24 protein-coding genes and 1 other RNA gene are annotated in these 24333 nt (G+C 61.1%); 18 read left to right on the forward strand and 7 right to left on the reverse strand.

Translation table 11 applies throughout. From position 1 onward, the window contains the following. Positions 1 to 14: 14 nt before the first annotated feature. Entirely contained in the window at positions 15 to 1634 is a 1620-nt protein-coding gene (locus BVU99_RS01070) for an ABC-F family ATP-binding cassette domain-containing protein (protein ID WP_099816639.1), read from the reverse strand. A gap of 307 nt (positions 1635 to 1941) precedes the next feature. Here BVU99_RS01070 and BVU99_RS01075 point away from each other — a divergent pair, with 307 nt between their 5' ends. Then, positions 1942 to 3963, forward strand: a complete 2022-nt coding sequence (locus BVU99_RS01075) for an NADPH-dependent 2,4-dienoyl-CoA reductase (protein WP_099816640.1) — start codon at positions 1942 to 1944, stop codon at positions 3961 to 3963. 194 nt (positions 3964 to 4157) lie between these two features. Here BVU99_RS01075 and rlmG read toward each other — a convergent pair whose 3' ends face one another. Further along, positions 4158 to 5297, reverse strand: coding sequence for a 23S rRNA (guanine(1835)-N(2))-methyltransferase RlmG (gene rlmG / locus BVU99_RS01080; RefSeq protein ID WP_099816641.1), 1140 nt, complete (start codon positions 5295 to 5297; stop codon positions 4158 to 4160). Between the two features lie 149 nt (positions 5298 to 5446). Here rlmG and BVU99_RS01085 point away from each other — a divergent pair, with 149 nt between their 5' ends. The 5 genes from BVU99_RS01085 to sstT all read left to right on the forward strand — a co-directional run bounded on the left by BVU99_RS01085 (position 5447) and on the right by sstT (position 10436). Beyond that, positions 5447 to 5953: a M48 family metallopeptidase gene (locus BVU99_RS01085; protein ID WP_004937154.1), complete on the forward strand. Its 507-nt coding sequence runs from the start codon at positions 5447 to 5449 to the stop codon at positions 5951 to 5953. 50 nt (positions 5954 to 6003) lie between these two features. Next, positions 6004 to 6984, forward strand: a complete 981-nt coding sequence (locus tag BVU99_RS01090; RefSeq protein WP_025304343.1) for a Gfo/Idh/MocA family oxidoreductase — start codon at positions 6004 to 6006, stop codon at positions 6982 to 6984. A gap of 1 nt (position 6985) precedes the next feature. Continuing rightward, positions 6986 to 7717 carry a glutamine amidotransferase gene (locus BVU99_RS01095; protein ID WP_025304344.1) on the forward strand — a complete coding sequence of 244 codons (732 nt, stop codon included), beginning with the start codon at positions 6986 to 6988 and terminating at the stop codon, positions 7715 to 7717. 252 nt (positions 7718 to 7969) lie between these two features. Further along, positions 7970 to 8938: a TerC family protein gene (locus BVU99_RS01100; RefSeq protein ID WP_043142026.1), complete on the forward strand. Its 969-nt coding sequence runs from the start codon at positions 7970 to 7972 to the stop codon at positions 8936 to 8938. 262 nt (positions 8939 to 9200) lie between these two features. Beyond that, positions 9201 to 10436 (forward strand): serine/threonine transporter SstT, encoded by a 1236-nt coding sequence (gene sstT, locus BVU99_RS01105; protein WP_025304346.1) that lies wholly within the window; start codon positions 9201 to 9203, stop codon positions 10434 to 10436. 52 nt (positions 10437 to 10488) lie between these two features. On the opposite strand, the gene BVU99_RS01110 is transcribed toward sstT, so the two are convergent. After that, positions 10489 to 11976, reverse strand: coding sequence for an altronate dehydratase family protein (locus BVU99_RS01110; RefSeq protein WP_099816642.1), 1488 nt, complete (start codon positions 11974 to 11976; stop codon positions 10489 to 10491). 20 nt (positions 11977 to 11996) lie between these two features. Continuing rightward, positions 11997 to 13409, reverse strand: a complete 1413-nt coding sequence (gene uxaC, locus BVU99_RS01115) for a glucuronate isomerase (protein ID WP_099816643.1) — start codon at positions 13407 to 13409, stop codon at positions 11997 to 11999. A gap of 284 nt (positions 13410 to 13693) precedes the next feature. Between uxaC and BVU99_RS01120 the strand changes: the two genes are divergently transcribed. The 11 genes from BVU99_RS01120 (at position 13694) to BVU99_RS01170 (ending at position 21229) form a co-directional block, all read left to right on the forward strand. After that, positions 13694 to 14992: an MFS transporter gene (locus BVU99_RS01120; protein WP_043142012.1), complete on the forward strand. Its 1299-nt coding sequence runs from the start codon at positions 13694 to 13696 to the stop codon at positions 14990 to 14992. 118 nt (positions 14993 to 15110) lie between these two features. Beyond that, complete coding sequence (gene exuR / locus BVU99_RS01125; RefSeq protein WP_025304350.1) at positions 15111 to 15887, forward strand: transcriptional regulator ExuR; 777 nt, start codon at positions 15111 to 15113, stop codon at positions 15885 to 15887. Between the two features lie 186 nt (positions 15888 to 16073). After that, positions 16074 to 16520 (forward strand): hypothetical protein, encoded by a 447-nt coding sequence (locus tag BVU99_RS01130; RefSeq protein WP_025304351.1) that lies wholly within the window; start codon positions 16074 to 16076, stop codon positions 16518 to 16520. Positions 16521 to 16656: 136 nt separating this feature from the next. Next, the gene (locus tag BVU99_RS01135; RefSeq protein ID WP_025304352.1) at positions 16657 to 17337 is read left to right on the forward strand and encodes a DedA family protein; all 681 of its coding nucleotides are present in this window, start codon (positions 16657 to 16659) and stop codon (positions 17335 to 17337) included. Continuing rightward, on the forward strand, positions 17334 to 17708 hold the full coding sequence (mzrA, locus tag BVU99_RS01140; protein WP_004937130.1) for an EnvZ/OmpR regulon moderator MzrA: 375 nt from the start codon (positions 17334 to 17336) through the stop codon (positions 17706 to 17708). The genes BVU99_RS01135 and mzrA overlap by 4 nt, the downstream gene beginning before the upstream one ends. A gap of 242 nt (positions 17709 to 17950) precedes the next feature. Next, positions 17951 to 18322: a DUF1090 domain-containing protein gene (locus BVU99_RS01145; protein ID WP_025304353.1), complete on the forward strand. Its 372-nt coding sequence runs from the start codon at positions 17951 to 17953 to the stop codon at positions 18320 to 18322. Between the two features lie 164 nt (positions 18323 to 18486). Further along, positions 18487 to 18792, forward strand: a complete 306-nt coding sequence (locus BVU99_RS01150; RefSeq protein WP_004937125.1) for a YqjD family protein — start codon at positions 18487 to 18489, stop codon at positions 18790 to 18792. Positions 18793 to 18794: 2 nt separating this feature from the next. Then, positions 18795 to 19196 carry a phage holin family protein gene (locus BVU99_RS01155; RefSeq protein WP_015379160.1) on the forward strand — a complete coding sequence of 134 codons (402 nt, stop codon included), beginning with the start codon at positions 18795 to 18797 and terminating at the stop codon, positions 19194 to 19196. Next, positions 19193 to 19480 (forward strand): YqjK-like family protein, encoded by a 288-nt coding sequence (locus BVU99_RS01160; protein WP_004937121.1) that lies wholly within the window; start codon positions 19193 to 19195, stop codon positions 19478 to 19480. Before BVU99_RS01155 ends, BVU99_RS01160 begins: the two co-directional genes overlap by 4 nt. Before the next feature lie 295 nt (positions 19481 to 19775). After that, positions 19776 to 20171, forward strand: a complete 396-nt coding sequence (locus BVU99_RS01165; protein ID WP_004937119.1) for a DoxX family protein — start codon at positions 19776 to 19778, stop codon at positions 20169 to 20171. Positions 20172 to 20242: 71 nt separating this feature from the next. Then, positions 20243 to 21229, forward strand: a complete 987-nt coding sequence (locus BVU99_RS01170; RefSeq protein ID WP_099816644.1) for a glutathione S-transferase family protein — start codon at positions 20243 to 20245, stop codon at positions 21227 to 21229. A 50-nt stretch (positions 21230 to 21279) separates the two neighbouring features. On the opposite strand, the gene BVU99_RS01175 is transcribed toward BVU99_RS01170, so the two are convergent. Then, complete coding sequence (locus BVU99_RS01175) at positions 21280 to 22176, reverse strand: LysR family transcriptional regulator (RefSeq protein ID WP_025304355.1); 897 nt, start codon at positions 22174 to 22176, stop codon at positions 21280 to 21282. Between the two features lie 107 nt (positions 22177 to 22283). Here BVU99_RS01175 and BVU99_RS01180 point away from each other — a divergent pair, with 107 nt between their 5' ends. Continuing rightward, entirely contained in the window at positions 22284 to 22985 is a 702-nt protein-coding gene (locus BVU99_RS01180) for a pirin family protein (protein WP_043141999.1), read from the forward strand. A 58-nt stretch (positions 22986 to 23043) separates the two neighbouring features. Here BVU99_RS01180 and rnpB read toward each other — a convergent pair. Both rnpB and rsmI read right to left on the reverse strand, forming a co-directional pair. After that, positions 23044 to 23421: RNase P RNA component class A (gene rnpB / locus BVU99_RS01185), an RNA gene on the reverse strand. A gap of 41 nt (positions 23422 to 23462) precedes the next feature. Beyond that, positions 23463 to 24326 carry a 16S rRNA (cytidine(1402)-2'-O)-methyltransferase gene (gene rsmI / locus BVU99_RS01190; RefSeq protein WP_004937108.1) on the reverse strand — a complete coding sequence of 288 codons (864 nt, stop codon included), beginning with the start codon at positions 24324 to 24326 and terminating at the stop codon, positions 23463 to 23465. Positions 24327 to 24333 lie beyond the last annotated feature (7 nt).

Consider the following 24333-nt stretch of genomic DNA (forward strand, 5'->3'; position numbering starts at 1 on the left):
GCCGCCTTCGCGCGTTACCAGGCCTGAAGCTGCCAGCCGTCCATCTGTCGCTGCAGACGGTGTGTCGGCCGCAGCGCCTGCAGGAAGTCTTCGTCGTGCGACACCACCAGCATCGCGCCGAGGAAATCCGCCAGGGCGGTTTCGATCGCCAGCGACGACGCCAGATCCAGGTGGTTGGTCGGCTCGTCCAGCAACAGCAGCTGCGCCGGTTGTCGCCGCCACAGCGCACAGGCCAACGCCGCCTTGAGCCGTTCGCCGCCGCTCAGCGAGCCCAGCGGCAGCGCGATGCGATCCGCGCCAAGCTGCAACTGCGCCAACCGGGTGCGCAACGCGCCTTCCGCCAACGGTGAATCCTGCAGCCCCAGATGCTCCATCACCGACAGATTCGGGTCGAGCTGCGACAGGGTTTGATCGAGGTAGGCCGTCGACAGCGGGCAATGACAATGGCCGGAAAGTGCCGTCAGCTGACCGAGAACGGTCTTCAGTAAGGTGGACTTGCCACAGCCGTTGGGGCCGGTCAACGCCACGCGCATCGGGCCGTCGATACGCAGATCCAGCGGCGGCGCGCTGACGAACGGCAGCTGCAGCTGCTCGAGCACCAGCACCTGCTTGTTCGCGCTCACTTCGCTGCCGGGCAGCGCCAGCAACACCGGCTGCTCCTCTTCCACCCGCTGATAGGCTTCGCGCACCGCCGCATCGAGGCCGTCGCGCTGATCCTGATGCTGTTTGCGCAGCGTGCCAAGGCTCTCCTTCGCCGCCGACTTGTAGGCCACCCGCTCAAAAGAGGCGATATTCAGCGTATCGACGACGCGCAGCGTTTGCGCCGAGCGCCGCTGGCTCATGTCGTGCTCTTTCTGCTGGCGAGCGCGGGTGCGGCGACGCTCCTCGCGCGCATGCTCCAGATCGGCGCGCGCCGCCTGCTGTTCCGTGTCGCGCTGGCGCCGGTAGTCATCGTAGTTGCCGCCGTAGCTGCGCAGCGCACCGGGTGTCAGTTCGACAATGCGCTCCATGCGCGCCAGCAGCTGCCGGTCATGGCTGGCGATCAGCAGCCCGCCGCGCCACTGATCCAGCTGCTGATACAGCCAGGCACGCCCGACGCTGTCGAGGTGGTTGGTCGGTTCGTCCAGCAGCAGAAAATCCGCTTCGCCCAGCAACGCCCCGCACAGCGCCGCGCGCATCCGCTCGCCGCCGCTCAGAGAGCTTGCGGATCGCAACGGATCGAAGGCCGGCAGCCCGGCGGCGACAAAGGCGTTTTGCAGACGATCGTTGAGATCCCAGCGCCCTTCCAGACGATCGATATCGTCCGCCAGCGGCTGCCCCTGCTCGAGACGCGCCAGCGCGGCAAACACCTCGCCATAGCCCAACAGCTGGGCCAGCGTGGTGTCCGCGGCGATCTCCGGCTGCTGCGCAACGTAAGCCAATGCGGCATGGGATTCGACGTGACCGTTACCCGGCCGATCCAACCCGGCGATCAGGCGCAGCAGCTGGGTTTTGCCGACGCCGTTGCGCCCCACCAGGCCACAGCGCTGCCGATCGAAAGCGAGATCCAGCGGGCCGAACAGCGTTTCGCCGTCAGCAAATTGGCAGGTCAGTTGATGTAAAACGAAATAAGGGGACTGCGCAAAATGAGCCATAAGCACTCCTGAATGAGATCAAAACATCCCCACAGGGCGCAAGAGCGCACAGCGTGGGACCAGATATCAACAGGTGTGGGTGTTCATTTTCGGTAGTGGCTCCGCAGAGAGAAGGAATTTACAACGCGCAAAGGTTAACCGATCTTTTGTTCGTTATGCAAACAGAGTCTGAGATTCATGACGTCTATCACATTCGGCGCAACGCAGATTCCCAAGCGGCATGACAACGGCTAGATTTATCTCATCCGACCACTTGTGTTCACATAATTATAACAACGGGCCCCGATTTCACCCGATGGAGAGTGCAATGAGCAATTACCCTCACCTGCTGGCGCCGCTGGATCTCGGCTTCACCACCCTGAAAAACCGGGTGCTGATGGGATCGATGCATACCGGCCTGGAAGAGCTGCCCGACGGCCCGCAGCGCCTGGCCGCGTTCTATGCCGAGCGCGCCGCCGCCGGCGTGGCGCTGATCGTCACCGGCGGCATTGCCCCGAACGAACAGGGCGTGGTGTTTCGCGGCGGTTCGATCCTCAACAGCGAAGCGCAATTGCCTCACCACCGCCCGGTAACCGAGGCCGTCCACCGGGCGGGCGGCAAAATTGCGCTGCAGATCCTGCACACCGGCCGCTACAGCTATCAACCCAAGCTGGTGGCCCCTTCCGCGCTGCAGGCGCCAATCAACCCGTTTACGCCGAGCGCCCTGAGTGAAGCGGAGATCGCGCAGACCATCGCCGACTTCGCCCGCTGCGCGGCGCTGGCGCAGCAGGCCGGCTACGACGGCGTTGAAGTGATGGGTTCCGAAGGCTACCTGATCAACCAATTCTTGACGACGCGCACCAACCAGCGCGATGACCAATGGGGCGGCAGCTTCACCAACCGCATGCGCTTCGCCGTCGAGACCGTCAGGGCGGTACGCCAGGCCGTGGGCCCGGAATTCATTCTGATCTACCGGCTGTCGATGCTTGATCTGGTGGAAGACGGCTCCAGTTGGGAGGAGATCGAGCAGCTGGCGCTGGCGATCGAACAGGCGGGCGCCACGATCATCAATACCGGCATCGGCTGGCACGAAGCACGTATTCCGACCATCGCCACCATGGTGCCGCGCGCCGGATTCAGCTGGGTGACCCGCAAGCTGATGGGCAAGGTCAGCATCCCGCTGATCACCACCAACCGCATCAACGATCCGGCGGTGGCCGAGCAGGTGCTGGCGGACGGCTGCGCCGACATGGTGTCGATGGCGCGCCCGTTCCTCGCCGACGCCGCCTTTGTGCAGAAAGCCGCCGAGGGGCGCGCCGACGAGATCAATACCTGCATCGGTTGCAACCAGGCCTGTCTCGACCAGATCTTTGAAGGCAAGCTGACTTCCTGTCTGGTCAACCCGCGCGCCTGCCGCGAAACCGAAATGCCGCTGACGATGGCGGAGAAACCGAAAAAACTGGCGGTGGTCGGCGCTGGCCCCGCCGGGCTGGCGTTTGCCACCACCGCCGCCAGCCGTGGTCATCAGGTGACGCTGTTCGACGCCGCCGAACAGATCGGCGGCCAGTTCAACATCGCCAAACAGATCCCCGGCAAGGAAGAATTCCATGAAACCCTGCGTTACTTCCGCCGCCAGCTGGCGCTGCGCGAAGTGACGGTCAGGTTGGGCGTCAAGGTCGAGGCGGCGGATTTAAGCGAATTCGATGAGGTGATCCTCGCCTGCGGCATCGTGCCGCGCACCCCGGATATTCCCGGCATCGGGCACGCCAAGGTGCTGAGCTATCTGGACGTGCTACGCGATAAAAAACCGGTCGGCCAGCGGGTGGCGATCATCGGCGCCGGCGGCATCGGCTTCGACACCGCCGAGTACCTTAGCCAGCACGGCGTATCCAGCAGTTTGGACCAGGCGGAATTCAACCGCGAATGGGGCATCGATGGTCGCCTTGAGCAACGCGGCGGGCTTGCAGCGCAAGGCCCGCAGGCGCCACGCGCCGCGCGGCAGATCTATCTGTTGCAGCGTAAAACCAGCAAGGTGGGCGAAGGCCTGGGGAAAACCACCGGTTGGATCCACCGCGCCAGCCTGGCGATGCGCGGCGTGAAGATGCTCAACAGCGTCAGCTACCGGCTGATCGACGATGAAGGGCTGCATATCACCCGCGCAGAGCAGGAAAGTTGCCTGCCGGTGGACACGGTGATCGTCTGTGCCGGGCAGGAACCGCGCCGCGAACTGCAGCAGCCGCTGCTGGCGATGGGGAAAAGCGTGCACCTGATCGGCGGCGCCGACGTGGCTGCCGAGCTGGACGCCCGCCGTGCGATCGATCAGGGCACGCGGCTGGCGATGTCACTGTAAAAAAGGGGCGCCCGGCGCCCCTGATATTGATGACAAACCTCATCCCCATGCCGGGTAGGCAGAGACCAGCGAAAAGAAAACAAGGAAAATCAATTTATTGATTTTCGGCTGATAACCACAAAGGGGGAAAAACCACGCTTTTTCCCCCTTTGTCTACAGACTGAGGGGCGCCCGGCGCCCCTGGTTATTCACGCTCAGCGACGCGCGCCGGATTTCACCGCTTTCAGGATCACGAACTTCTTGTTCGAGGCCACCAGCGTGCAGTTGCCGAACAGGCGCTTGAGTTTCTGATGGTAGTCGAGGTGACGGTTGCCGACGATGCGCAATTCGCCACCCACCTGCAGGCAGCGCTTGGCGTCGCAGAACATCTGCCAGGCGGTGTGATCGGTAATGGCGTGTTGCTGGTGGAACGGTGGGTTGCACAGCACCGCCTGCACGCTTTCACGCTCGATGCCCGCCAGCGCGTTGTTCACCTCAAACTGACAGCGATCCAGCTCTTGCTGCAGGTTGTGCTCCACATTCAGCTCGCTGGAAGCCACCGCCATGTAAGATTCATCGACGAAGGTCATCTGCGCTTCCGGGTTTTGCGCCAGCGCCGCCAGGCCAATCACGCCGTTGCCGCAGCCCAGATCGATGATATGGCCGTTCAGGCCACGCGGCAGATGATCCAGGAACAGGCGCGCGCCGATATCCAGGCTGCCACGCGAGAAGACGTTGGCGTGGTTGTGGATCAGCCAATCGGTGCCGTCCAGCGTCCAGTTGGTGGTTTCCGCTGCCGCCGGCGGGACGATGTCCGCCGCCTGACAGAAGATCAGGCGCGCCTTCTTCCACGCCAGGCTGGTGCGCGTCGGGCCCAGCACCTTTTCAAACAGCTGCATCGTCGAGGTATGCACGTCGCGCGCCTTGGCGCCGGCGACGATCAGCGTGTCTTCGGTCACGACGTGGCGCAGCGCGCGCAGCTGCTGTTCCAGCAGCGCCAGCGCTTTCGGCACGCGAATCAGCACCACCGCCGGCGCCGCCGGCAGCTCGGCGAGGCTGTCCAACAGCGTGACCTGCTCAGGATCCAGACCGTTGAGCTTGAGGTTGTGACGCGTCGCCAGCTGGCTCATGTACGAGTCGCTGACGCTGTAAGGACGATGCGCGTGCAGCGCACAGGCCAGGGTGCCGAAGTTATCGTTGAAAATCAGCACCGGGCGGCCACCGATATCTACGTTTTCAAGCTGTTGCAGCAGATATTCGTCCGCCGCTTCCCACGCCTGCAGCTGGGTGGATTCTTCCTGTTGGGGATAACGCTCCAGCTCAAGTTGCTGTGTTCCCAGATCGAGTTGGCTCATTGCCCCTCCTGACTGATAAAATTTGGGCTGTTTATCCCCTAAAAACGCCCGTCAGTAAAATGTTTTTTCGGATAAATTGCGTATGTCAGGATTTGAGCGAAAAAACAGCATAGAATGACCGGCTGAATGGCCGTTGATACGGAACAAGAATGTCTGAATTGACCTACCTGCAAGGCTACCCAACGCATCTGCAAAGCCAGGTGCAACAACTGATCCATCAGAATCGGCTGGGGGACGTGCTGCTGCAGCGCTATCCGCAGGTGCACGACTGCACGACCGACAAATCGCTGTATCAGTTTACCGTCGATCTGAAAAACCAGTATCTGCGCAACGCCCAGCCGCTGAGCAAGGTAGCCTACGACAGCAAGATCCACGTCATGAAGCACGCGCTCGGCCTGCATACCGCTATCTCGCGCGTGCAGGGCGGCAAGCTGAAGGCCAAGGCGGAAATCCGCGTGGCGACGGTGTTCAAGGTCGCGCCCGAACCGTTCCTGCGCATGATCGTGGTGCATGAGCTGGCGCACCTGAAAGAGAAAGATCACAACAAGGCATTCTACAGTCTGTGCTGCCATATGGAGCCGGATTACCACCAGTTGGAATTCGATACCCGGCTGTATCTGACGCACCTTTCGCTGTTCGGCGAGCTGTATGCATAGCGCGTGAGGGCGTGATAATCTGCGGTTTTAAGCCTGGACCGGAGCTCGCCATGATTCGCTTTGCCGTCGTCGGCACCAACTGGATTACGGAACGTTTTATCGATGCCGCCCATGAAAGCGGCAAACTCAAGTTGAGCGCCGTGTATTCACGCTCGCTGGAACAGGCGCAGGCGTTTGGCGCCAACTATCAGGTCACGCAGTTTTTCGACTCTCTCGAGGCGATGGCCCAGTCCGACGCCATAGACGCGGTGTATATCGCCAGCCCCAATTCCCTGCACTGCCCGCAATCGCTGCTGTTCCTGCGCCATAAAAAGCACGTGATCTGCGAAAAACCGCTGGCCTCCAACCAGCGCGAAGCGGAACAGCTGGTAGCCTGCGCGCGGGAAAATCAGGTGGTGCTGTTCGAGGCGTTCAAAAGCGCCTATCTGCCGAATTTTCTGGCGCTGCAACAGGCATTGCCGAAAATCGGCCGGCTGCGCAAAGCCTTCATCAACTACTGCCAATACTCTTCGCGCTACCCGCGCTACCTGGCCGGCGAGAACCCCAATACGTTTAATCCACAGTTCTCCAACGGCTCCATCATGGACATCGGCTACTACTGCCTGGCCAGCGCGGTGGCGCTGTTCGGCGCGCCGCAGTCGGTGCTCGCCAGCGCCACGCTGCTCGATACCGGCGTGGACGCCCACGGCACCGTCTGCCTGAACTACGGCGATTTCGACGTCACGCTTTCCCATTCCAAGGTCAGCGACTCGGCGATCCCCAGCGAGATCCAGGGGGAGGAAGGCACGCTGATTATCGACAAGATTTCCGAGTGCCAGGGCGTGGCGCTGACGCCGCGCGGCGGCAACCGCCAGGATCTGAGCCAGCCGCAGCACATCAACACCATGCTGTATGAGGCGCTGGCCTTCGCCGAGTTGGTTGAGAAGCGTCAGGTGGAACATCCAGGGCTGGAGAATTCGCTGATCGTCGCCCGCCTGCTGACCGACATCCGCCGCCAGACCGGCGTCGTTTTCCCCGCCGACGGAGAATGAGATGAAACCGCTGCTCGTGATGCAAACCGGCGACGCGCCGCAGGCCATTCGTCAGGAATTGGCCAACTTTGATGGCATGTTCCTGCAACAGGGCAATATCGACGCCGAACGCGCGCACATCGTACACTTGCCCGCCGGCGAGCGGCCGTTGCCGCCGGCCGCCTATTGCGGCGTGGTCATCACCGGCTCGCCGGCGATGGTGACCGAACGGCTGCCGTGGAGCGAGGCGGCGGCCGAGTGGCTGCGCCAGGCGATGGCGATCAAACTGCCGCTGTTTGGCGTCTGCTACGGCCACCAGCTGTTGGCCTACGCGCTCGGTGGCGAAGTGGGTTACCACCCGCAGGGCATGGAGGTCGGCACGCTGGAGATCGAACTGCTGCCCGCCGCGGCCGAAGACCGGCGGTTCACCCTGCTACCGCCGCGCTTCAAAGCCAACCTGATCCACTCGCAGAGCGTGCTGACGCCGCCCGCCGGCGCGCAGACGCTGGCGCGATCGCAGCAGGATGCGCACCAGATCCTGCGCTATGGCGATCATGCCCTGACCACCCAGTTCCACCCGGAATTCAACGGCGCGGTGATGAGCCAGTACCTGCAGTGGCTCGGCGAGTTGCATCCCGAGCAGCAGGCCCGCTATCAGCAGCAACAACAACAGGTTAGCGACACACCGTTCAGCCGCCTGCTGCTGCAGGGATTCGTCGTCAGCCTGGGCGCGCAAAAAGCACTGGCCGGCTAGCGCGATTCACGTTGACCGCCGACACATTTTGCATTACTTTCTGCTCTGCAAAGGGGAGTAACTTCATTGCCGGTCAATCGTCATTACGATGCGCAAGCATCCGGTTACCGGGCAACCTGATGTCAAAGGTGTAACCACCTTCATCAACGTTGTAAGTGAGACCTTGCCGGAAGGCGAGGTTTGCTTGCAGCGTTCACAGAGCGGCTGGCGTCTTCCGACGTTGGCCGTTTTTGTTTTTGAAGGATACCTCTGATGATGAATTCCGTTGGCACACCGTGGTTATGGGGCAGCTTCGCCGCCGTCATAGTCGTGATGCTCGCAATCGATCTCCTGTTGCAGGGCCGTAAAGGCGCGCACACCATGACCCTGAAGCAGGCCGCCAGCTGGTCGCTGGTGTGGGTCAGCCTCTCTCTGCTGTTCAATTTCGGTTTCTGGTACTACCTGAATGAAACCGCCGGGCGCGCCGTCGCCGATACCCAGGCGCTGGCCTTCCTGACCGGCTACCTGATCGAAAAAGCGCTGGCGGTGGATAACGTGTTCGTCTGGCTGATGCTGTTCAGCTACTTCGCCGTGCCGGCCAACCTGCAACGGCGGGTGCTGATCTACGGCGTGCTGGGCGCGATCGTGCTACGCACCATCATGATCTTCGCCGGCAGCTGGCTGGTCAGCCAGTTCCAGTGGCTGCTGTATCTGTTCGGCGCTTTCCTGCTGTTCACCGGTATCAAGATGGCGCTGGCGAAGGAAGATGATTCGGCGATCGGCGACAAGCCGCTGGTGAAATGGCTGCGCAGCCGCCTGCGCATGACCGACAGCCTGGAAGGCGAGCGTTTCTTCGTGCGCCGCAACGGCATCCTGTTCGCCACCCCGCTGGTGCTGGTGCTGATCCTGGTGGAACTGAGCGACGTGATTTTCGCGGTGGACAGCATTCCGGCGATCTTCGCCGTGACCACCGACCCGTTCATCGTGCTGACCTCTAACCTGTTCGCCATCATGGGCCTGCGCGCCATGTACTTCCTGCTGGCCAACGTGGCGGAACGTTTCTCGATGCTGAAATACGGCCTGTCGGTGATCCTGGTGTTTATCGGTATCAAGATGCTGATTATCGACTTCTTCCACATCCCGATCGGCATCTCGCTCGGCGTGGTGGCGGGCATCCTGACGCTCACTTTGCTGATCAACGCCTGGGTCAATCACCGCAACGATCGCCTGGCGAAGAAATAACCATAATCTGTTATCCGGGGCGCTAGTCGCCCCGCGATTGTTTGGCAATTCCCCCAAAACGCCAAACGTTATTGCGATCACACAAATGTAACCAGTATGTTATCAAGTGTTGATCCGCGCTCAGAATTTCACCCTCGCCTCTTTCCAACCTCATTCGATTGCTGAATACTAATTCGGCAAACACACTTAGTTACAGAATCATATAAAGCTGCCCGACGTCGTTCCCGCCGCGGCGGCCAGATAACATCAGGAAGAAAGCACTATGCAAAAACTATTACAAAGGATCACGCAGGGTAGCCTGGTCAAACAAATCATGGTCGGCCTGGTGGCCGGCATTCTGGTGGCGCTGGTTTCGCCGGCGGCCGCTGCGGCCGTCGGCCTGCTCGGTTCCCTGTTCGTCGGCGCGCTGAAAGCGGTGGCGCCGGTGCTGGTGCTGATTCTGGTGATGGCCTCGATCGCCAACCATAAACAGGGGCAGAAGACCAACATTCGCCCGATCCTGTTCCTCTACCTGCTGGGCACCTTTGCCGCCGCGCTGGTGGCGGTCGTCGTCAGCTTTATCTTCCCTTCTACGCTGGCGCTGACCACCGGCGCGACGGACATTACCCCGCCGGGCGGCATTGTGGAGGTGATGAAGGGTCTGTTGATGAGCGTGGTGGCCAACCCGTTCCATGCGCTGATTAACGCCAACTACATCGGTATTCTGGCGTGGGCCGTCGGGCTGGGGCTGGCGCTGCGCCACGCTTCCGAAACCACTAAAGGGCTGATCAACGACATGTCCCATGCGGTTACGCTGGTGGTGCGAGCGGTGATCCGCTGTGCGCCGCTTGGCATCTTCGGCCTGGTGGCTTCCACGCTGGCGGAAACCGGCTTCGGTGTGCTGTGGGGCTACGCCCAGTTGCTGATGGTGCTGCTCGGCTGCATGTTGCTGGTGGCGCTGGTACTCAACCCGCTGATCGTTTACTGGAAAATCCGCCGCAATCCGTATCCGCTGGTGTTCGCCTGCCTGCGCGAGAGCGGCGTGACCGCCTTCTTCACCCGCAGCTCAGCCGCCAACATTCCGGTGAACATGGAGCTGTGCAAGAAGCTGAACCTGAATGAGGACACCTACTCGGTTTCCATCCCGCTGGGCGCCACCATCAACATGGCCGGCGCGGCGATCACTATCACCGTGCTGACGCTGGCGGCGGTGAACACGCTGGGCATCGCGGTGGACGTCCCGACCGCTCTGCTGCTGAGCGTGGTGGCCGCCCTGTGCGCCTGTGGCGCCTCCGGCGTGGCCGGCGGCTCGCTGTTGCTGATCCCGCTGGCGTGCAACATGTTCGGCATTCCGAACGACGTGGCGATGCAGGTGGTGGCGGTCGGCTTTATTATCGGCGTGCTGCAGGATTCGGCGGAAACCGCCCTCAACTCCTCCACCGACGTGCTGTTCACCGCCGCCGCCTGCCAGGCGGAAGATCAACGGCTGGCGAACGAAGACCCGCTGAAGGTGCGTTAAGCGCAAGTTGCTTCATAAAAAGGCGCTCCCTCGAGCGCCTTTTTTGTCAGCTTTAGAGCGTCACCCCGCTTTTAAAGATCGCCAGCTCGCGGAAATCGTTGGCTTCATTGCGCGCCGGGCGGCCGTTGGCGATCTCGACGATCAGATCGACGAAGCAGCCGAGCAAGGTCTCCATCGCCACGCCGTGAACCAGGCCGCCGGCGTCGAAATCGATCCAATGCGGTTTCTTCGCCGCCAGCTCGCTGTTGGTCGCCAGCTTCACCGTCGGCACAAAGCCGCCGTACGGCGTGCCGCGCCCGGTGCTGAACAGCACCATATGGCAGCCGGCGCCGGCCAGCGCGCTGGTCGCCACCGCATCGTTGCCCGGCGCGCTGAGCAGATTCAGCCCCGGCACACGCAGCCGCTCGCCGTATTTCAGCACGTCTACCACCTGGCTTAGCCCCGCTTTTTGGGTGCAGCCAAGCGACTTCTCCTCCAGCGTGGTGATGCCACCGGCCTTGTTGCCCGGCGACGGATTCTCATAAATTGGCTGTTGATGGGCGATGAAATAGCGTTTGAAATCGTTGATCATATCGACGGTTTTTTCGAAGGTCTCCCCATCGCGGCAGCGGCTCATCAGAATGCGCTCGGCACCGAACATCTCCGGCACTTCGGTCAGCACCGTGGTGCCGCCGTTGGCTATCACATAGTCGGAAAAGCGCCCCAGCAGCGGGTTGGCGGTGATACCCGACAATCCGTCCGAACCGCCGCACTCCAGGCCGAACTTCAACTCGCTCAGGCGGCCCGGCTCGCGGCGATCGTGGCGCATCTCCCGGTACAGCTCGTGCAACAGCGCCAGCCCGGCTTCCACCTCGTCGTCCTGTTGTTGGCACACCATAAAGCGCAGCCGCCGCTCGTCCGCCATCCCCAGCGTGGCGCGAAAAGCATCTACCTGATTGTTCTCGCATCCCAACCCGATCACCAGCACCGCGCCGGCATTGGGATGGCGCGCCATGTTCTGCAGCATGATGCGGGTGTTGGCATGATCCTGCCCCAGCTGCGAGCAGCCGAACGGATGGCTGAACAGATGCACGCCGTCGATCCCCTCCGCCTGCGTTTGCTGCAAAAAGCGCTGTTGGATCTGACGGGCGATGCCGTTGACGCAGCCGACGGTCGGCACGATCCACAGCTCGTTGCGGATCCCCACGTCGCCGCCGGCCCGGCGGTACAGCTGCACCTCGCGATCCGCCGCCTGCGGCGGCAACCTTGGGAACTGCGGCTGGTAACGGTAGCTGTCCAGATCGCTCAGGTTGGTTTTGACGTTTTGCGAATGAATGTGCTCCCCAGGCGCAATGGCCGCGAGCGCATGGCCGATCGGCTGGCCGTATTTGATGATGTCTTCGCCCTCGGCGATCGGGCCGAGCGCAAACTTGTGCCCGCGCGCCACCGGCTGCGCCAGCTGAATGCGCTCCCCGTCCAACTCAAGCATTTCTCCGGCGGCCAGATCGCGCAGCGCCACCGCCACGTTATCCTGCTCGTGAATCTTTATCGTACTTTGCATAAACCAGTCCCGGATAACGGCTACGCCAGTTCGATGGCGAAATAGTTTTTGGCGTTGTCGAAGCAGATGTTTTTCACCATCTCGCCCAGCAGCGCGATATCCGCCGGCGCTTCGCCGTCCACCACCCAGCGGCCGATCATCTGGCAAAGGATGCGGCGGAAGTATTCATGCCGCGTATACGACAGGAAGCTGCGACTGTCGGTCAGCATGCCGACGAAGCGGCTCAGCAACCCGAGCTGGGCCAGCTGCGTCATTTGGCGCTGCATGCCGTCCTTCTGATCGTTGAACCACCAACCGGAGCCGAACTGCATCTTGCCCGGCGTGCCTTCCCCCTGAAAATTGCCGATCATGGTGCCGATCACTTCGTTATCGCGCGGATTGAGGCAATAGAGAATGGTTTTTGGCAGACCGCCCTGCCGCGCCTGAGCATCCAGCAGCCGCGACAGCGGTTCCGCCAGCGGCCGGTCGTTGATCGAGTCGAAGCCGATATCCGGCCCGACGGCGGCCAACATGCGGCTGTTGTTATTGCGCAGCGCGCCGATGTGATACTGCTGCACCCAGCCTCGGCGCCGGTATTCGCCGGCCAAAAACAGCAGCACAGCGCTTTTGAACTGGGCGCTCTGTTCCGGCGTCGGCAGCTCGCCGTTCAGGCGGCGCAGCAGGATCGCATCCAGCGCCGCTTCATCGGCCTCGCCAAACACCACCACGTCCAGCGCATGATCGGCCACTTTGCAACCGTGAGCGGCGAAGTGATCCATGCGCTTGTACAGGGCGTCGCACAGCGCGCTGAAGCGGCCGATGGCGGTGTCCGCCGCCGCCTCCAGCTGCCGCAGATAGTCGTTGAAGCCGGACGCATCGATAGTGAAAGCTTTGTCCGGCCGCCAGCTCGGCAGCACCTTGATATCGAAGCTATGATCCTCGGCGATCGCCCGATGATGGCGCAGATCGTCGATCGGATCGTCGGTGGTGCCGACCATTTTCACGTTCATTTGCTGCATGATGCCACGTGCGCGAAACTCATCCTGCGCCAGCAGCGCATTGCCGCGCTGCCAGATTTCATCCGCCGTGGCCGGCGACAACAGCGTATCCGTGATGCCGAACGGCCGGCGCAGCTCCAGATGCGTCCAGTGATAGAGCGGGTTGCCGATGGTGTGCGGCACCGTGGCGGCCCAGGCGTCGAATTTCTCGCGATCGCCCGCATCGCCGGTGCACAACCGCTCCGCCACGCCGTTGGTGCGCATCGCCCGCCATTTGTAGTGATCGCCCCGCAGCCAGATATCGTACAGGTTGCTGAAGCGGGTATTCTCCGCGATCTGCTGCGGCGGCAAATGACAGTGATAATCAAAAATCGGCTGCTGCGCCGCGTAATCGTGATACAAGCGCCGGGCAAATTCGCTGTCCAGCAGGAAATCTTCGCTCAAAAACGTCGCCATCTCGGGCTCCTTACTTGCCGTGCGGCACGGGGTTCGAATCACAAAAGTTATCACACCAATTTTCACTAGCGTCCAGCAGATTTTTCCCGAGGTCTGCCGTTCATCCTCTCTCTACGCCCTTTTTCGCTCAATTTACCGGCAAAAATGCCCTATTTCACCGACCACAGTATTGCTCAGGCGAATAATTCCTTTTGTGATATCACTCAACCTTTAAACCTGTATGACAGGTTATTGTCTCGCCAGCCGCATCGACGGCCACACCTTCAAACGGGGAGACACTTCGGATGCGTAAAATTAAAGGGTTACGCTGGTACATGATCGGACTGGTGACCATCGGCACCGTGCTGGGTTACCTGACCCGCAACGCCATTGCCGTGGCGGCGCCGACGCTGGAAGATACGCTGCACATCACCACCCAACAGTATTCCTATATCGTCGCCGCCTACTCCGCGTGCTACACCGTGATGCAACCGGTGGCGGGCTACGTGCTGGACGTGCTGGGCACCAAGGTCGGCTACGCCATGTTCGCCATTCTGTGGGCGCTGTTCTGCATGGGTACCGCACTGGCCAACAGTTGGGGCGGGCTGGCGTTGGCGCGCGGCGCGGTCGGCATGGCGGAAGCGGCAATGATCCCCGCCGGGCTGAAGGCCAGCAGCGAATGGTTTCCGGCCAAAGAGCGTTCGATCGCCGTCGGCTATTTCAACGTGGGCTCGTCGATCGGCGGCATGATCGCCCCGCCGCTGGTGGTATGGGCCATCGTCGCGCACAGCTGGGAGATGGCGTTCATTATCACCGGCGTGCTGAGCCTGATCTGGGCCATCTGCTGGCTGCTGTTCTACAAACACCCGAAAGATCAGAAGAAACTGAGCCAGGAAGAACGCCGTTACATCCTCGAAGGCCAGGAAGCGCAGCACCAGACCTCTAACGCCAAAAAGATGTCCGCCTGGCAGATCGTGCGCAATCGCCAGTTCTGGGGCATCGCGTTGCCGCGCTTTCTCGCGGAGCCGGCGTGGGGCACCTTCAACGCCTGGATCCCGCTGTTCATGTTCAAGGCCTACGGCTTTAACCTGAAAGAGATCGCCATGTTCGCCTGGATGCCGATGCTGTTTGCCGATCTCGGCTGCATCGTCGGCGGTTATCTGCCACCGCTGTTCCAGAAGTATTTCAAGGTCAACCTGATCGTCTCACGCAAGCTGGTGGTGACGATGGGGGCGGTGTTGATGATCGGCCCCGGCATGATCGGCCTGTTCACCAGCCCTTACGCGGCTATCGCGCTGCTGTGCGTCGGGGGCTTCGCCCATCAGGCGCTGTCCGGCGCGTTGATCACCCTCTCTTCCGACGTGTTCGGCCGCAATGAGGTGGCGACCGCCAACGGGCTGACCGGCATGGCGGCCTGGACCGCCAGCACGCTGTTCGCCCTGGTGGTCGGCGCCCTGGCGGACACCCTCGGCTTCAGCCCACTGTTCGCCGCGCTGTCGGTCTTCGACATTCTCGGCGCCATCGTCATCTGGACGGTGTTGCAAAACCGCCCGGCCACCGAACCGCAACCCGCCGCGCTGCAGCCCACCCCGGCGCGCAGCTGATCCCCCGCCCGGCCGCTGCGCCGGGCCCCTTGCTCCTCTGGCAGCGGTGCCGAATAAGTGGTATAACAAATCCGATGGCCACGCGCCCCTTCCCACCGCACCGTATAGAGCATTCACTATGGAATTCACTGAAACCAGACGCCTGTATCAGCAACTGGCCGCCGAGCTGAAGCAACGCATCGAAAGCGGCCGTTATCCGGTAGGCGACAAGCTGCCGGCCGAGCGATACATCGCCGAAGAGATGAATGTCAGCCGCACCGTGGTGCGCGAGGCGATCATCATGCTGGAAGTCGAAGGCTATGTGGACGTGCGCAAGGGATCCGGGATCCACGTGGTGTCCAACCAGCAAAAACACCTGGTGGTGCCGGGCGACAGCATCGAGTTCGCCACCGCCGGCCCGTTTGAGCTGCTGCAGGCGCGCCAACTGATAGAAAGCAACATCGCCGAATTTGCCGCCACCCAGGTGACCAAGCAGGATATCGTGCAACTGATGGAGATCCAGGAGCATGCCCGCAAAGAGGATCGTTTCCGCGACTCGCAGTGGGATCTGAAGTTCCACGTGCAGGTGGCGCTGGCCACCCAGAACACCGCCATGGCCACCATCGTGGAAAAAATGTGGGTGCAGCGGGTCAACAACCCTTACTGGAAGAAACTGCACGAGCATATCGACGAACGTTCGATCGCCAGCTGGTGCGACGATCACGATCAGATCCTCAAGGCGCTGATGCGCAAAGATCCTTACGCCGCCAAACTGGCGATGTGGCAGCACCTGGAAAACACCAAGCAGATGCTGTTCAACGCCACCAGCGACGACTTCGAATACAACGCCGATCGCTACCTGTTCGCCGAGAATCCGGTGGTGCATCTGGATGGCGTGGGCCACGAGCCGAAATAGCCACGGCGGTCAAAAACCGTCGGCTTATGTCAGGTAATGTAAAATCCGCTGAATCGATGCCGGAACCGCCGTTTGCCGTGTACTATTTCACCGTCGGCAACGTAGATTTCCCTGTTGCCAATCGTGCTATTTTGGTAGAGTTAGCCCACTTTTTTACCCATTGCTGCGGGGGCGGGACGCGAATAAATGCGCTGGTTGTTTGCCATGCTGATTGCTGTTTTCTGCTGGACCGGTTCGGTCTCCGGCCCACAGCTATGCGTGGCGTCACCCAAGCCCACCCCCAGCGCGCTGAGCAGCCTGCCGCTGTTGGCGGAGCCGGCGCTTTCCCCCTATGATCAGGTGTATCGGGCGCCGGCCGAAGCGCGCCGCAAAGCCCCCGGCAAGTTGCCGCTGCTGCTGCCCAGAGCGCACTCTTTCTCCGGCTCGCTGCTCGCCTCCTCCCTGCCGGTGCCGGTCTATACCCTGGCCGCAGAGCCGGGCTACCGAATTCGCTTCCCCCGCCAGGACACGCCGGCTCCCAACCGGCTTGCCCAGGTCGACGGGATGCTGGACGCCTCCAGGCAACAGAGTCGGCAGGCCGGCTGGAAAGAAAGTAACATGCAGTACCGTGGCACGCTGACTTACCACCTATGACCGGTGTCGCACCGCTTAGAAACCTTAAAGCAACGCCGTTTCATCGTTATCAGCATTCAGGATCGCCGCGCGTTTTCAGCCCACGCCCGTTCCACCGCTGAGATAAAAATAAACAATGACGTTTTAGGAACACCGGATGGATATCATTAAAGAACTGATACATGCCTTATGGCAGCAGGATTTTGAGACGCTGGCGAACCCTTCGCTGGTGTGGACCCTCTACATCCTGCTGTTCATGATCCTGTTTTTGGAAAACGGGCTGCTGCCGGCCGCTTTCCTGCCGGGCGACAGCCTGCTGATCCTGGTCGGCGTGCTGATCGCCAAAGGCACCATGGGCTTCCCATTGACCATCGTTATCCTGACCGTCGCCGCCAGCCTGGGCTGCTGGGTCAGCTATATACAGGGCCGGTGGCTCGGCAATACGCGAACGGTGCAAGGCTGGCTTTCGCATCTGCCGGCTCACTACCATCAGCGTGCGCATAACCTGTTCCACCGCCACGGCCTTTCCGCCCTGCTGGTCGGCCGCTTCCTGGCCTTCGTGCGCACCCTGCTACCAACCATCGCTGGCCTGTCCGGCCTGAACAACGCGCGCTTCCAGTTCTTCAACTGGATGAGCGGCCTGCTGTGGGTCTTGATCCTGACGACGCTGGGCTTCGCCCTCGGGAAAACCCCGGTGTTCCGCAAGTATGAAGATCAGCTGATGTTCTGCCTGATGATGTTGCCGCTGGTGTTGCTGGTGGTTGGGCTGGTCGGCTCGCTGATCGTGCTGTGGCGCAAGAAACGCGCCAGCGGCCAGAACCCGGGGAAAGGGGCGTGACAGCAAAGCGCCCGCGCTGGCAATACGTCTTGATGATCGCGCTCGCCCTACTGGCGTTGGCGACGCTGCTGGTGCCCTGTATGGTGCGCACCGAGAGCGAGCTGCGCATTCGCGCCAGCCAGCAAGGGCTGTCGCTGCCCGACGGCTTTTACGTCTACCAGCGCCTGGATGAGCGCGGCATCCGCATCAAAAGCATCACGCCGGAAGGTGATGGCCTGGTCATCCGTTTGGATTCGCCGGAGCAGCAGTTGCTGGCGCGCGAAGCGCTGCAAACCATCCTGCCGCCCGGTTACCACATCGCGTTGAGCGAATCCCCCGTGCCATCGCATTGGGTGCGCGAATTTGCGCGTTCCCCACTCAATCTGGGATAATCCCCCTTCAGATGAAGGGGTTTCCTTTCACTGCCATTATCTTCATTTTCATTCGCACCGATTAGCTCAAGAATTAATCAGTCAGCACTGAGTCACGGCTGATTCTTTGGGGGCACGCCGGTTTCATGACTATGCTGAAGGATAACTTCAGCCGGCAATGAACGCCCTCCTCTCGCGCTGCCACCTTCGGCAGCCAGGAAAGCGGGTGCCTGTTCAGGTACCCCATGAAAAGGAACTGAAAGATGAAATTACGCCACTCCCTGTTACTGCTGTTGCCTCTCTGCACGCTGCCGGCCCTCGCTGCGGCCGCTGAGGGCGGTTGTGCCGCCAAAGCGCAAAACATCCAACAGCAAATCGACTACGCCACCCAGCACGGTAACACCCACCGCGTGGACGGGCTAAAAAAAGCGCTGAGCGAAGTGCAGACTCACTGCACCGAAGCCGGCCTGCAGGCCGAACGCCAAAAAAACATCGCAGAGAAACAGCGCAAGGTCGACGAGCGCCGGCAGGAACTGAAAGAAACGCAGCAAACCGGCAAGCTGGACAAGGTCGCCAAGAAGCAGCAAAAGCTGGCGGAAGCGCAGGCTGAGTTGAAACGCGCCCAGGCGGAATAATTTTTTCACACCAGCGGATTTATCGATGAGAGCCCCATCACACGGGATTTCTTAAGCATATGAAATTGATGTCTGGTGTTATCTGCTGGCCATCACCCCTTTGCTCCGGCGAAAAAATCCGCTATGTTAAAAGTCTGTCGAAATAAACGTTAAGGAATAATCACATGGCACATGATTCAAATGCAGAAAACTTACGCGCTGAACTGAAGTCCTTAGCCGATACGCTGGAGGAAGTGCTGAACTCCTCCACCGACAAGCCGAAAGCCGAGCTGGAGAAGCTGCGCTCGAAAGCGGAAGGCGCGCTGAAAGAGACCCGCGCTCGCCTGAGCGACGCCGGTGACAAGCTGGCTTCGCAAACCAAGCAGATCGCCGGCCAGGCCGACGACTACGTGCGCGACAACCCGTGGACCGGCATCGGTATCGGCGCGGCGGTCGGCGTCGTGTTGGGCGTGCTGCTCGCGCGTCGTTAATCATGGCTGAACAACCGCAAGTGCGCGCGCAGGGCCCCGCTAAAGGGGTCCTGGATATCGGTCAGCGCATCATCACGATCCTGGTCGGCATGGTGGAAACCCGCGTCCGGCTGGCAGTGGTCGAGCTGGAAGAGGAGAAAGCCAACCTCATTCAGCTGCTGATCATGGCCGGCATGACGCTGCTGTTCACCGCCTTCGGTTTGATGAGCCTGCTGATCCTGATCTTCTGGGCCATCGATCCGGTCTACCGGCTGGTGGCGCTGGGCGCGACAACCGGCGTGCTGCTGTTCCTCGCCGTGGTCGGCACCATCTGGACGCTGGTCAAGGCCCGTCGCACCACGCTGCTCGGTGCCACGCGCAAACAGCTGGAACTCGACCGCGCCGAACTGGAGCGCGAGCCATGAGCCGCCGCCGCTATCTGGAATGGAAAAAAGAGAGGCTGATTCGGCAGATCCAGCAACAGCGTCTGGATCTGGCCGAACACAAGTCTCTGTGGCTGGAAAAGACCGAACGCATCGACCGCGGCTGGCAAACGGTGTTTGGCCTGCGCCGCTATCTGGTGCTCGGTTCCAGCGTCATGGCGCTGTACGGCATCCGCCATCCCAGCAAGATGATCCGCTGGTCGCGTCGCGCTTTCGGCGCATGGAGCGCTATCCGTCTGTTTAAAAAGACGTTTTCCGCCAAGTAAGCCGCTTAGTCTTTCCTTCAAACCTCCTGTTGCTCTGCCCGCATTTTCTCCCTTGATACAACGCGTCCAACCCCGGGGCCGGGCAACCTGCTGATCGGCGGCATTTTATTAGCACGCTAAAGATTCAGATTTTTTGAAAAATTACGACAGTTTTACTTGCTAACAACCTGAGCACTTCCCGCTTAACATTCACTCCATCAATACGATACGGAGCGGACAGGGTCAGAGACCCGCTACGCCGCCCGTTGATATGACTACCGCCGAACAGGCGCACAAAAACACTTTGGAGTAGATGATGAAAAAATTAGAAGATACAGGTTTGTTGGTTGCTCGTATTCTGATGCCAATCCTGTTTATCGTGGCAGGCTACGGCAAAATGGGTGACGCATATGCCGGTACCCAACAGTACATGCAATCGATGGGCGTGCCTGGCTTCTTGCTGCCGCTGACCATCCTGCTGGAATTTGGCGGCGGTCTGGCGATCCTGTTCGGTTTCCTGACCCGCACCGTGGCGCTGTTCACTGCCGGTTTCACCATCCTGACCGCGCTGCTGTTCCACACTGACTTTGCGGAAGGCGTAAACCAGCTGATGTTCATGAAAAACCTGACCATCGCCGGCGGCTTCATCGTGTTGGCGGTCGCAGGCCCGGGCGGCTTCAGCATCGACCGTCTTCTGAACAAGAAATGGTAATCTAAACTGTCATTCAGGGCCCGGCATGCCGGGCTCTGTCGTTTTTTAACTCGGACACCAAGGAGATTCCCATGGGACAACTCGTCGATGGCGTTTGGCAAGACATCTGGTATGACACCAAATCTACCGGCGGCCGTTTCAAACGTTCAACCGCTCAGTTTCGCAATTGGGTGACCGCCGACGGTCAGCCGGGCGAACACGGCGTGGGCGGCTTCCAGGCCGAAGCGGGCCGTTATCACCTTTATGTTTCTCTCGCCTGCCCTTGGGCGCATCGCACGCTGCTGATGCGCAAACTGAAAGGGCTGGAGCAGATCATTCCGGTCTCGGTGGTGCACCCGCTGATGCTGGAAAACGGCTGGACCTTCGGCCAGGATTTTCCGGAAACCACCGGCGATCCGCTGTATCACGCCGACTTCCTGTACCAGATCTACCTGCGGGCCGATCCGCACTACAGCGGGCGCGTGACCGTGCCGGTGCTGTGGGATAAACAGCGGCAAACCATCGTCAGCAATGAATCCGCCGACATCATCCGCATGTTCAACAGCGCATTTGACGGCGTCGGCGCTCGGGCAGGCGACTACTACCCGACCGCGCTGCGCGGCAAGATCGATGAGCTGAACGGTTGGATTTACGATCAAGTGAACAACGGCGTGTACAAAGCCGGTTTTGCCACCAGCCAGGAAGCCTATGACGAAGCGGTCAACGGGGTATTCAACGCGCTGGAGCGCCTGGAGCAGATCCTGGGGCAGCATCGCTACCTGACCGGCGATCGGCTGAGCGAAGCCGACCTGCGTCTGTGGACCACGCTGGTGCGTTTCGATCCGGTGTACGTCACCCACTTCAAGTGCGATAAACACCGCATCAGCGACTACCTCAACCTGTACGGCTTCCTGCGCGACATCTACCAGATGCCGGGCATCGACGAGACGGTCAGCCTGCCGCACATTCGCAACCACTACTACCGCAGCCACGCCACCATCAACCCGCACGGCATCATTTCCATCGGGCCGGCGCAGGATCTGGACGAGCCGCACGGCCGCGACCAGCGCTTCGGTTAAGGCGAAAAAAATCCCCTTGCCGCCCGGCAAGGGGATGTCATCCAACCGACTTAACGCTGCGCGAACAGGCGCGGAATTTCGCGCAGGAACCAGGCTTTCGCCTCCCCCATGCTGTCGCGCCGCCAGGCCATGATGATATCGGCTTCGCGGCTGTATTCCGGCCCCACCACGCGCAGCCGCCCGGCCTCGATATCTTTCTCCACCATCGGATACGGCATGGTCGCCACCCCCAACCCGGCCAGCAGCGCCAGACGTTTATCTTCAATGGTGCTCACCGTCAGACGCTGCTGCTTATCCAGCAGCTGTACGGTCAACACCGGGCGCTCACGAGCGGTATCCGCCACCGCGATGCCGCGGTATTTCACGCGGGTCACTTCGGAAAGCGGCTCCGGCTCCAGGTGGATAGGATGATCCGGCGCGGCGACATAAACGCTCATCACCTTATACAGTTTGCGGGTGTTGATCTCGGACGACGCGCGAAAATGCATGTCCGGCGCGATCACGATGTCGGCGCGCCCCTGCTCCAGCCGCTCCCAGGCGCCCGCCAGCACCTCGGTGAAAATCGACACCTGGGTGTTGGCCTTCAGCGCCAGCTTGTCCACCAGCGGGAACAGCAGGCTCGGCGGCGACAGCGCTTCGCTGACGATGGTCAGGTGAGTTTCCCAACCGCGCGCCAGCGCCTCGGCGTCGGTGGTCAGCTTGTCGGCCGCTTCCAGCAGCACCCGCCCGCGTTCCAGCAACATGCGCCCCACGTTGGTGAACTTGGTGCGGTGGCCCGAACGGTCGAACAGCACCACGTCCAATTCTTCTTCCAATTTTTGCATGGTGTAGCTGAGTGCCGACGGCACCCGGCCCAATTCGTCGGCGGCCGCGGCGAAACTGCCGCGCCGGTCGATTGCATCCATCACCCTTAGTGCCTCAAGCGTGAGCGCCCGATCTCTGGCCATCGCATCCCTCTGTCAGGAAATTTGAATATGCCGACCAGATTAACTGGCTAACAATCCGACGTCCAGATGCTTACCATTTGGATAATGAATTTAGAGAGCCGATTGCCATGATTACATGCAGAACAGCACAACAATGCGGGCAAGCTGACTTTGGTTGGCTGCAGGCTCGCTACACCTTTTCCTTTGGTCATTACTTCGATCCCAAACTGATGGGCTACGCGTCGCTGCGCGTGCTGAATCAGGAGGTGCTGGCGCCGGGCGCGTCGTTCCAGCCGCGCACCTATCCCAGCGTCGATATCCTGAACCTGATCCTGCAAGGCGAGGCGGAATACCGCGACAGCGACGGCAACACCGCACGCGCCAAAGCCGGCGAAGCGCTGCTGTTGGCCACCCAGCCAAGCCTGAGCTACAGCGAACAGAACGTCAGCAGCGATACGCCGCTGACTCGTCTGCAGCTGTGGCTGGATGCCTGCCCGGAACGCAACAACGAGCGGGTGCAACGTCTGACGCTGCCGACTGCAGGCAACCTGCTGCTGGCCTCGCCTGACGGCGCGCAGGGCAGCCTGCAGCTGCGCCAGCAGGTCTGGATCCATCATCTCGATCTGCAGCCGGGCGAAGAACACACGCTGACGATTAATGGGCCGCGCGCTTATCTGCAGTCGATACACGGTACCATCGCCGCCACCGGCGAGCGCCACGAGGAACAGCGCCTGACCTGCGGCGACGGCGCCTTCGTGCGCGAGGAGAATCGCCTGACGATCCGCGCCGAGACGCCGCTGCGCGCGCTGTTGATTGACCTGCCGGTGTAAGGCCGGCCGGAAAACGAAAAACCCCGCGCAACTGGCGTTGCGCGGGGTTTTCTTTTGTCGAGGGAGTTGACCGGTAAGCCGGGTTCTGTCGTGGACAGTCATTCCTCTAGGCCAGCAATCGCTCACTGGCTCAAGCAGCCTACCCGGGTTCAGTACGGGCCGTACCATGTGAACCCCTATTTGGCCTTGCTCCGGGTGGAGTTTACCGTGCCACGAACTGTTGCCAGCCGCGCGGTGCGCTCTTACCGCACCCTTTCACCCTTACCTGATCCCGCTTGCGCGGGCCATCGGCGGTTTGCTCTCTGTTGCACTAGTCGTAGGCTTGCGCCTCCCAGGCGTTACCTGGCACCCTGCCCTATGGAGCCCGGACTTTCCTCCCCTCCATCTGTCTCCCCGAAGAGGACGGCAATGAAGCGGCGACTGTCTGGTCAACTCCGGCGCGGATAGTAGCGTTGCGGCGGCGGCAGGTCAACCGCTTTACGGCTGTTGTTGCTCCAGCGCGTGCTTATACAACGCATTTTTCTTCACGCCGTGGATTTCCGCCGCCAGCGCCGCCGCCTTTTTCAACGGCAGCTCTTTTTGCAGCAGCGCCAGCGTGCGCAGCGCCTCGAGCGGCAACGCATCCTCCTGCGCTTTGTGGCCTTCGACGATCAGCACCATCTCACCGCGGCGGCGCACTTCATCTTCCTGCACCCACGCCAGCAGCTCGCCCACCGGCGCGCCGTGGATAGATTCCCAGGTTTTGGTCAGCTCGCGCGCCAGCACGACATAACGCTGCGGGCCCCAAACGGTGACCATGTCCTGCAGACTTTCCAGCAGACGGTGAGTGGATTCGTAGAAAATCAGCGTGCGCGGTTCCTCCGCCAGCGCCATCAGCGTATCCTTGCGCCCCTTGGTTTTCGCCGGCAGGAAGCCTTCGTAGCAGAAGCGGTCGGAAGCGACACCCGCAGCGCACAGCGCGGTGGTGGCGGCGCAGGCGCCCGGCAGCGGCACCACGCGAATGCCGGCCTCGCGGCAGCGGCGCACCAGGTGATAACCGGGATCGTTGATCAGCGGCGTGCCGGCGTCGGACACCAGCGCGATGCTCTGGCCTTCCTGCAGTTTCGCCAGCAGCTGATCGGCCTTTTGCTGTTCGTTGTGGTCATGCAGCGCGAACAGACGCGCGTTGATCGCGAAGTGTTGCAGCAGCAATCCGGTATGGCGCGTGTCTTCCGCCGCGATCAGATCAACGCTTTTCAGTACCTCTAACGCACGGTGAGTGATATCGCCCAGATTGCCGATGGGGGTGGGCACCACATACAGCGTTGATGCAGAAATGACTGATTGTTGGTGTTGATTCATTGTTTCA

This window comes from Serratia sp. OLAL2 (assembly GCF_002752475.1).
GTDB lineage: Bacteria > Pseudomonadota > Gammaproteobacteria > Enterobacterales > Enterobacteriaceae > Serratia > Serratia bockelmannii.

Coding starts and splice junctions, on each gene's coding strand:
- BVU99_RS01090 (WP_025304343.1), top strand. CDS start 6,004: ATGATTCGCTTTGCCGTCGTCGGCACCAACTGGATTACGGAACGTTTT.
- BVU99_RS01180 (WP_043141999.1), top strand. CDS start 22,284: ATGATTACATGCAGAACAGCACAACAATGCGGGCAAGCTGACTTTGGT.
- sstT (WP_025304346.1), top strand. CDS start 9,201: ATGCAAAAACTATTACAAAGGATCACGCAGGGTAGCCTGGTCAAACAA.
- BVU99_RS01155 (WP_015379160.1), top strand. CDS start 18,795: ATGGCTGAACAACCGCAAGTGCGCGCGCAGGGCCCCGCTAAAGGGGTC.
- BVU99_RS01110 (WP_099816642.1), bottom strand. CDS start 11,976: ATGCAAAGTACGATAAAGATTCACGAGCAGGATAACGTGGCGGTGGCG.
- rlmG (WP_099816641.1), bottom strand. CDS start 5,297: ATGAGCCAACTCGATCTGGGAACACAGCAACTTGAGCTGGAGCGTTAT.
- BVU99_RS01085 (WP_004937154.1), top strand. CDS start 5,447: ATGTCTGAATTGACCTACCTGCAAGGCTACCCAACGCATCTGCAAAGC.
- BVU99_RS01100 (WP_043142026.1), top strand. CDS start 7,970: ATGATGAATTCCGTTGGCACACCGTGGTTATGGGGCAGCTTCGCCGCC.
- BVU99_RS01095 (WP_025304344.1), top strand. CDS start 6,986: ATGAAACCGCTGCTCGTGATGCAAACCGGCGACGCGCCGCAGGCCATT.
- BVU99_RS01150 (WP_004937125.1), top strand. CDS start 18,487: ATGGCACATGATTCAAATGCAGAAAACTTACGCGCTGAACTGAAGTCC.
- BVU99_RS01170 (WP_099816644.1), top strand. CDS start 20,243: ATGGGACAACTCGTCGATGGCGTTTGGCAAGACATCTGGTATGACACC.
- uxaC (WP_099816643.1), bottom strand. CDS start 13,409: ATGGCGACGTTTTTGAGCGAAGATTTCCTGCTGGACAGCGAATTTGCC.
- BVU99_RS01145 (WP_025304353.1), top strand. CDS start 17,951: ATGAAATTACGCCACTCCCTGTTACTGCTGTTGCCTCTCTGCACGCTG.
- BVU99_RS01075 (WP_099816640.1), top strand. CDS start 1,942: ATGAGCAATTACCCTCACCTGCTGGCGCCGCTGGATCTCGGCTTCACC.
- exuR (WP_025304350.1), top strand. CDS start 15,111: ATGGAATTCACTGAAACCAGACGCCTGTATCAGCAACTGGCCGCCGAG.
- BVU99_RS01160 (WP_004937121.1), top strand. CDS start 19,193: ATGAGCCGCCGCCGCTATCTGGAATGGAAAAAAGAGAGGCTGATTCGG.
- BVU99_RS01175 (WP_025304355.1), bottom strand. CDS start 22,176: ATGGCCAGAGATCGGGCGCTCACGCTTGAGGCACTAAGGGTGATGGAT.
- BVU99_RS01135 (WP_025304352.1), top strand. CDS start 16,657: ATGGATATCATTAAAGAACTGATACATGCCTTATGGCAGCAGGATTTT.
- BVU99_RS01120 (WP_043142012.1), top strand. CDS start 13,694: ATGCGTAAAATTAAAGGGTTACGCTGGTACATGATCGGACTGGTGACC.
- BVU99_RS01070 (WP_099816639.1), bottom strand. CDS start 1,634: ATGGCTCATTTTGCGCAGTCCCCTTATTTCGTTTTACATCAACTGACC.
- rsmI (WP_004937108.1), bottom strand. CDS start 24,326: ATGAATCAACACCAACAATCAGTCATTTCTGCATCAACGCTGTATGTG.
- BVU99_RS01130 (WP_025304351.1), top strand. CDS start 16,074: ATGCGCTGGTTGTTTGCCATGCTGATTGCTGTTTTCTGCTGGACCGGT.
- BVU99_RS01165 (WP_004937119.1), top strand. CDS start 19,776: ATGAAAAAATTAGAAGATACAGGTTTGTTGGTTGCTCGTATTCTGATG.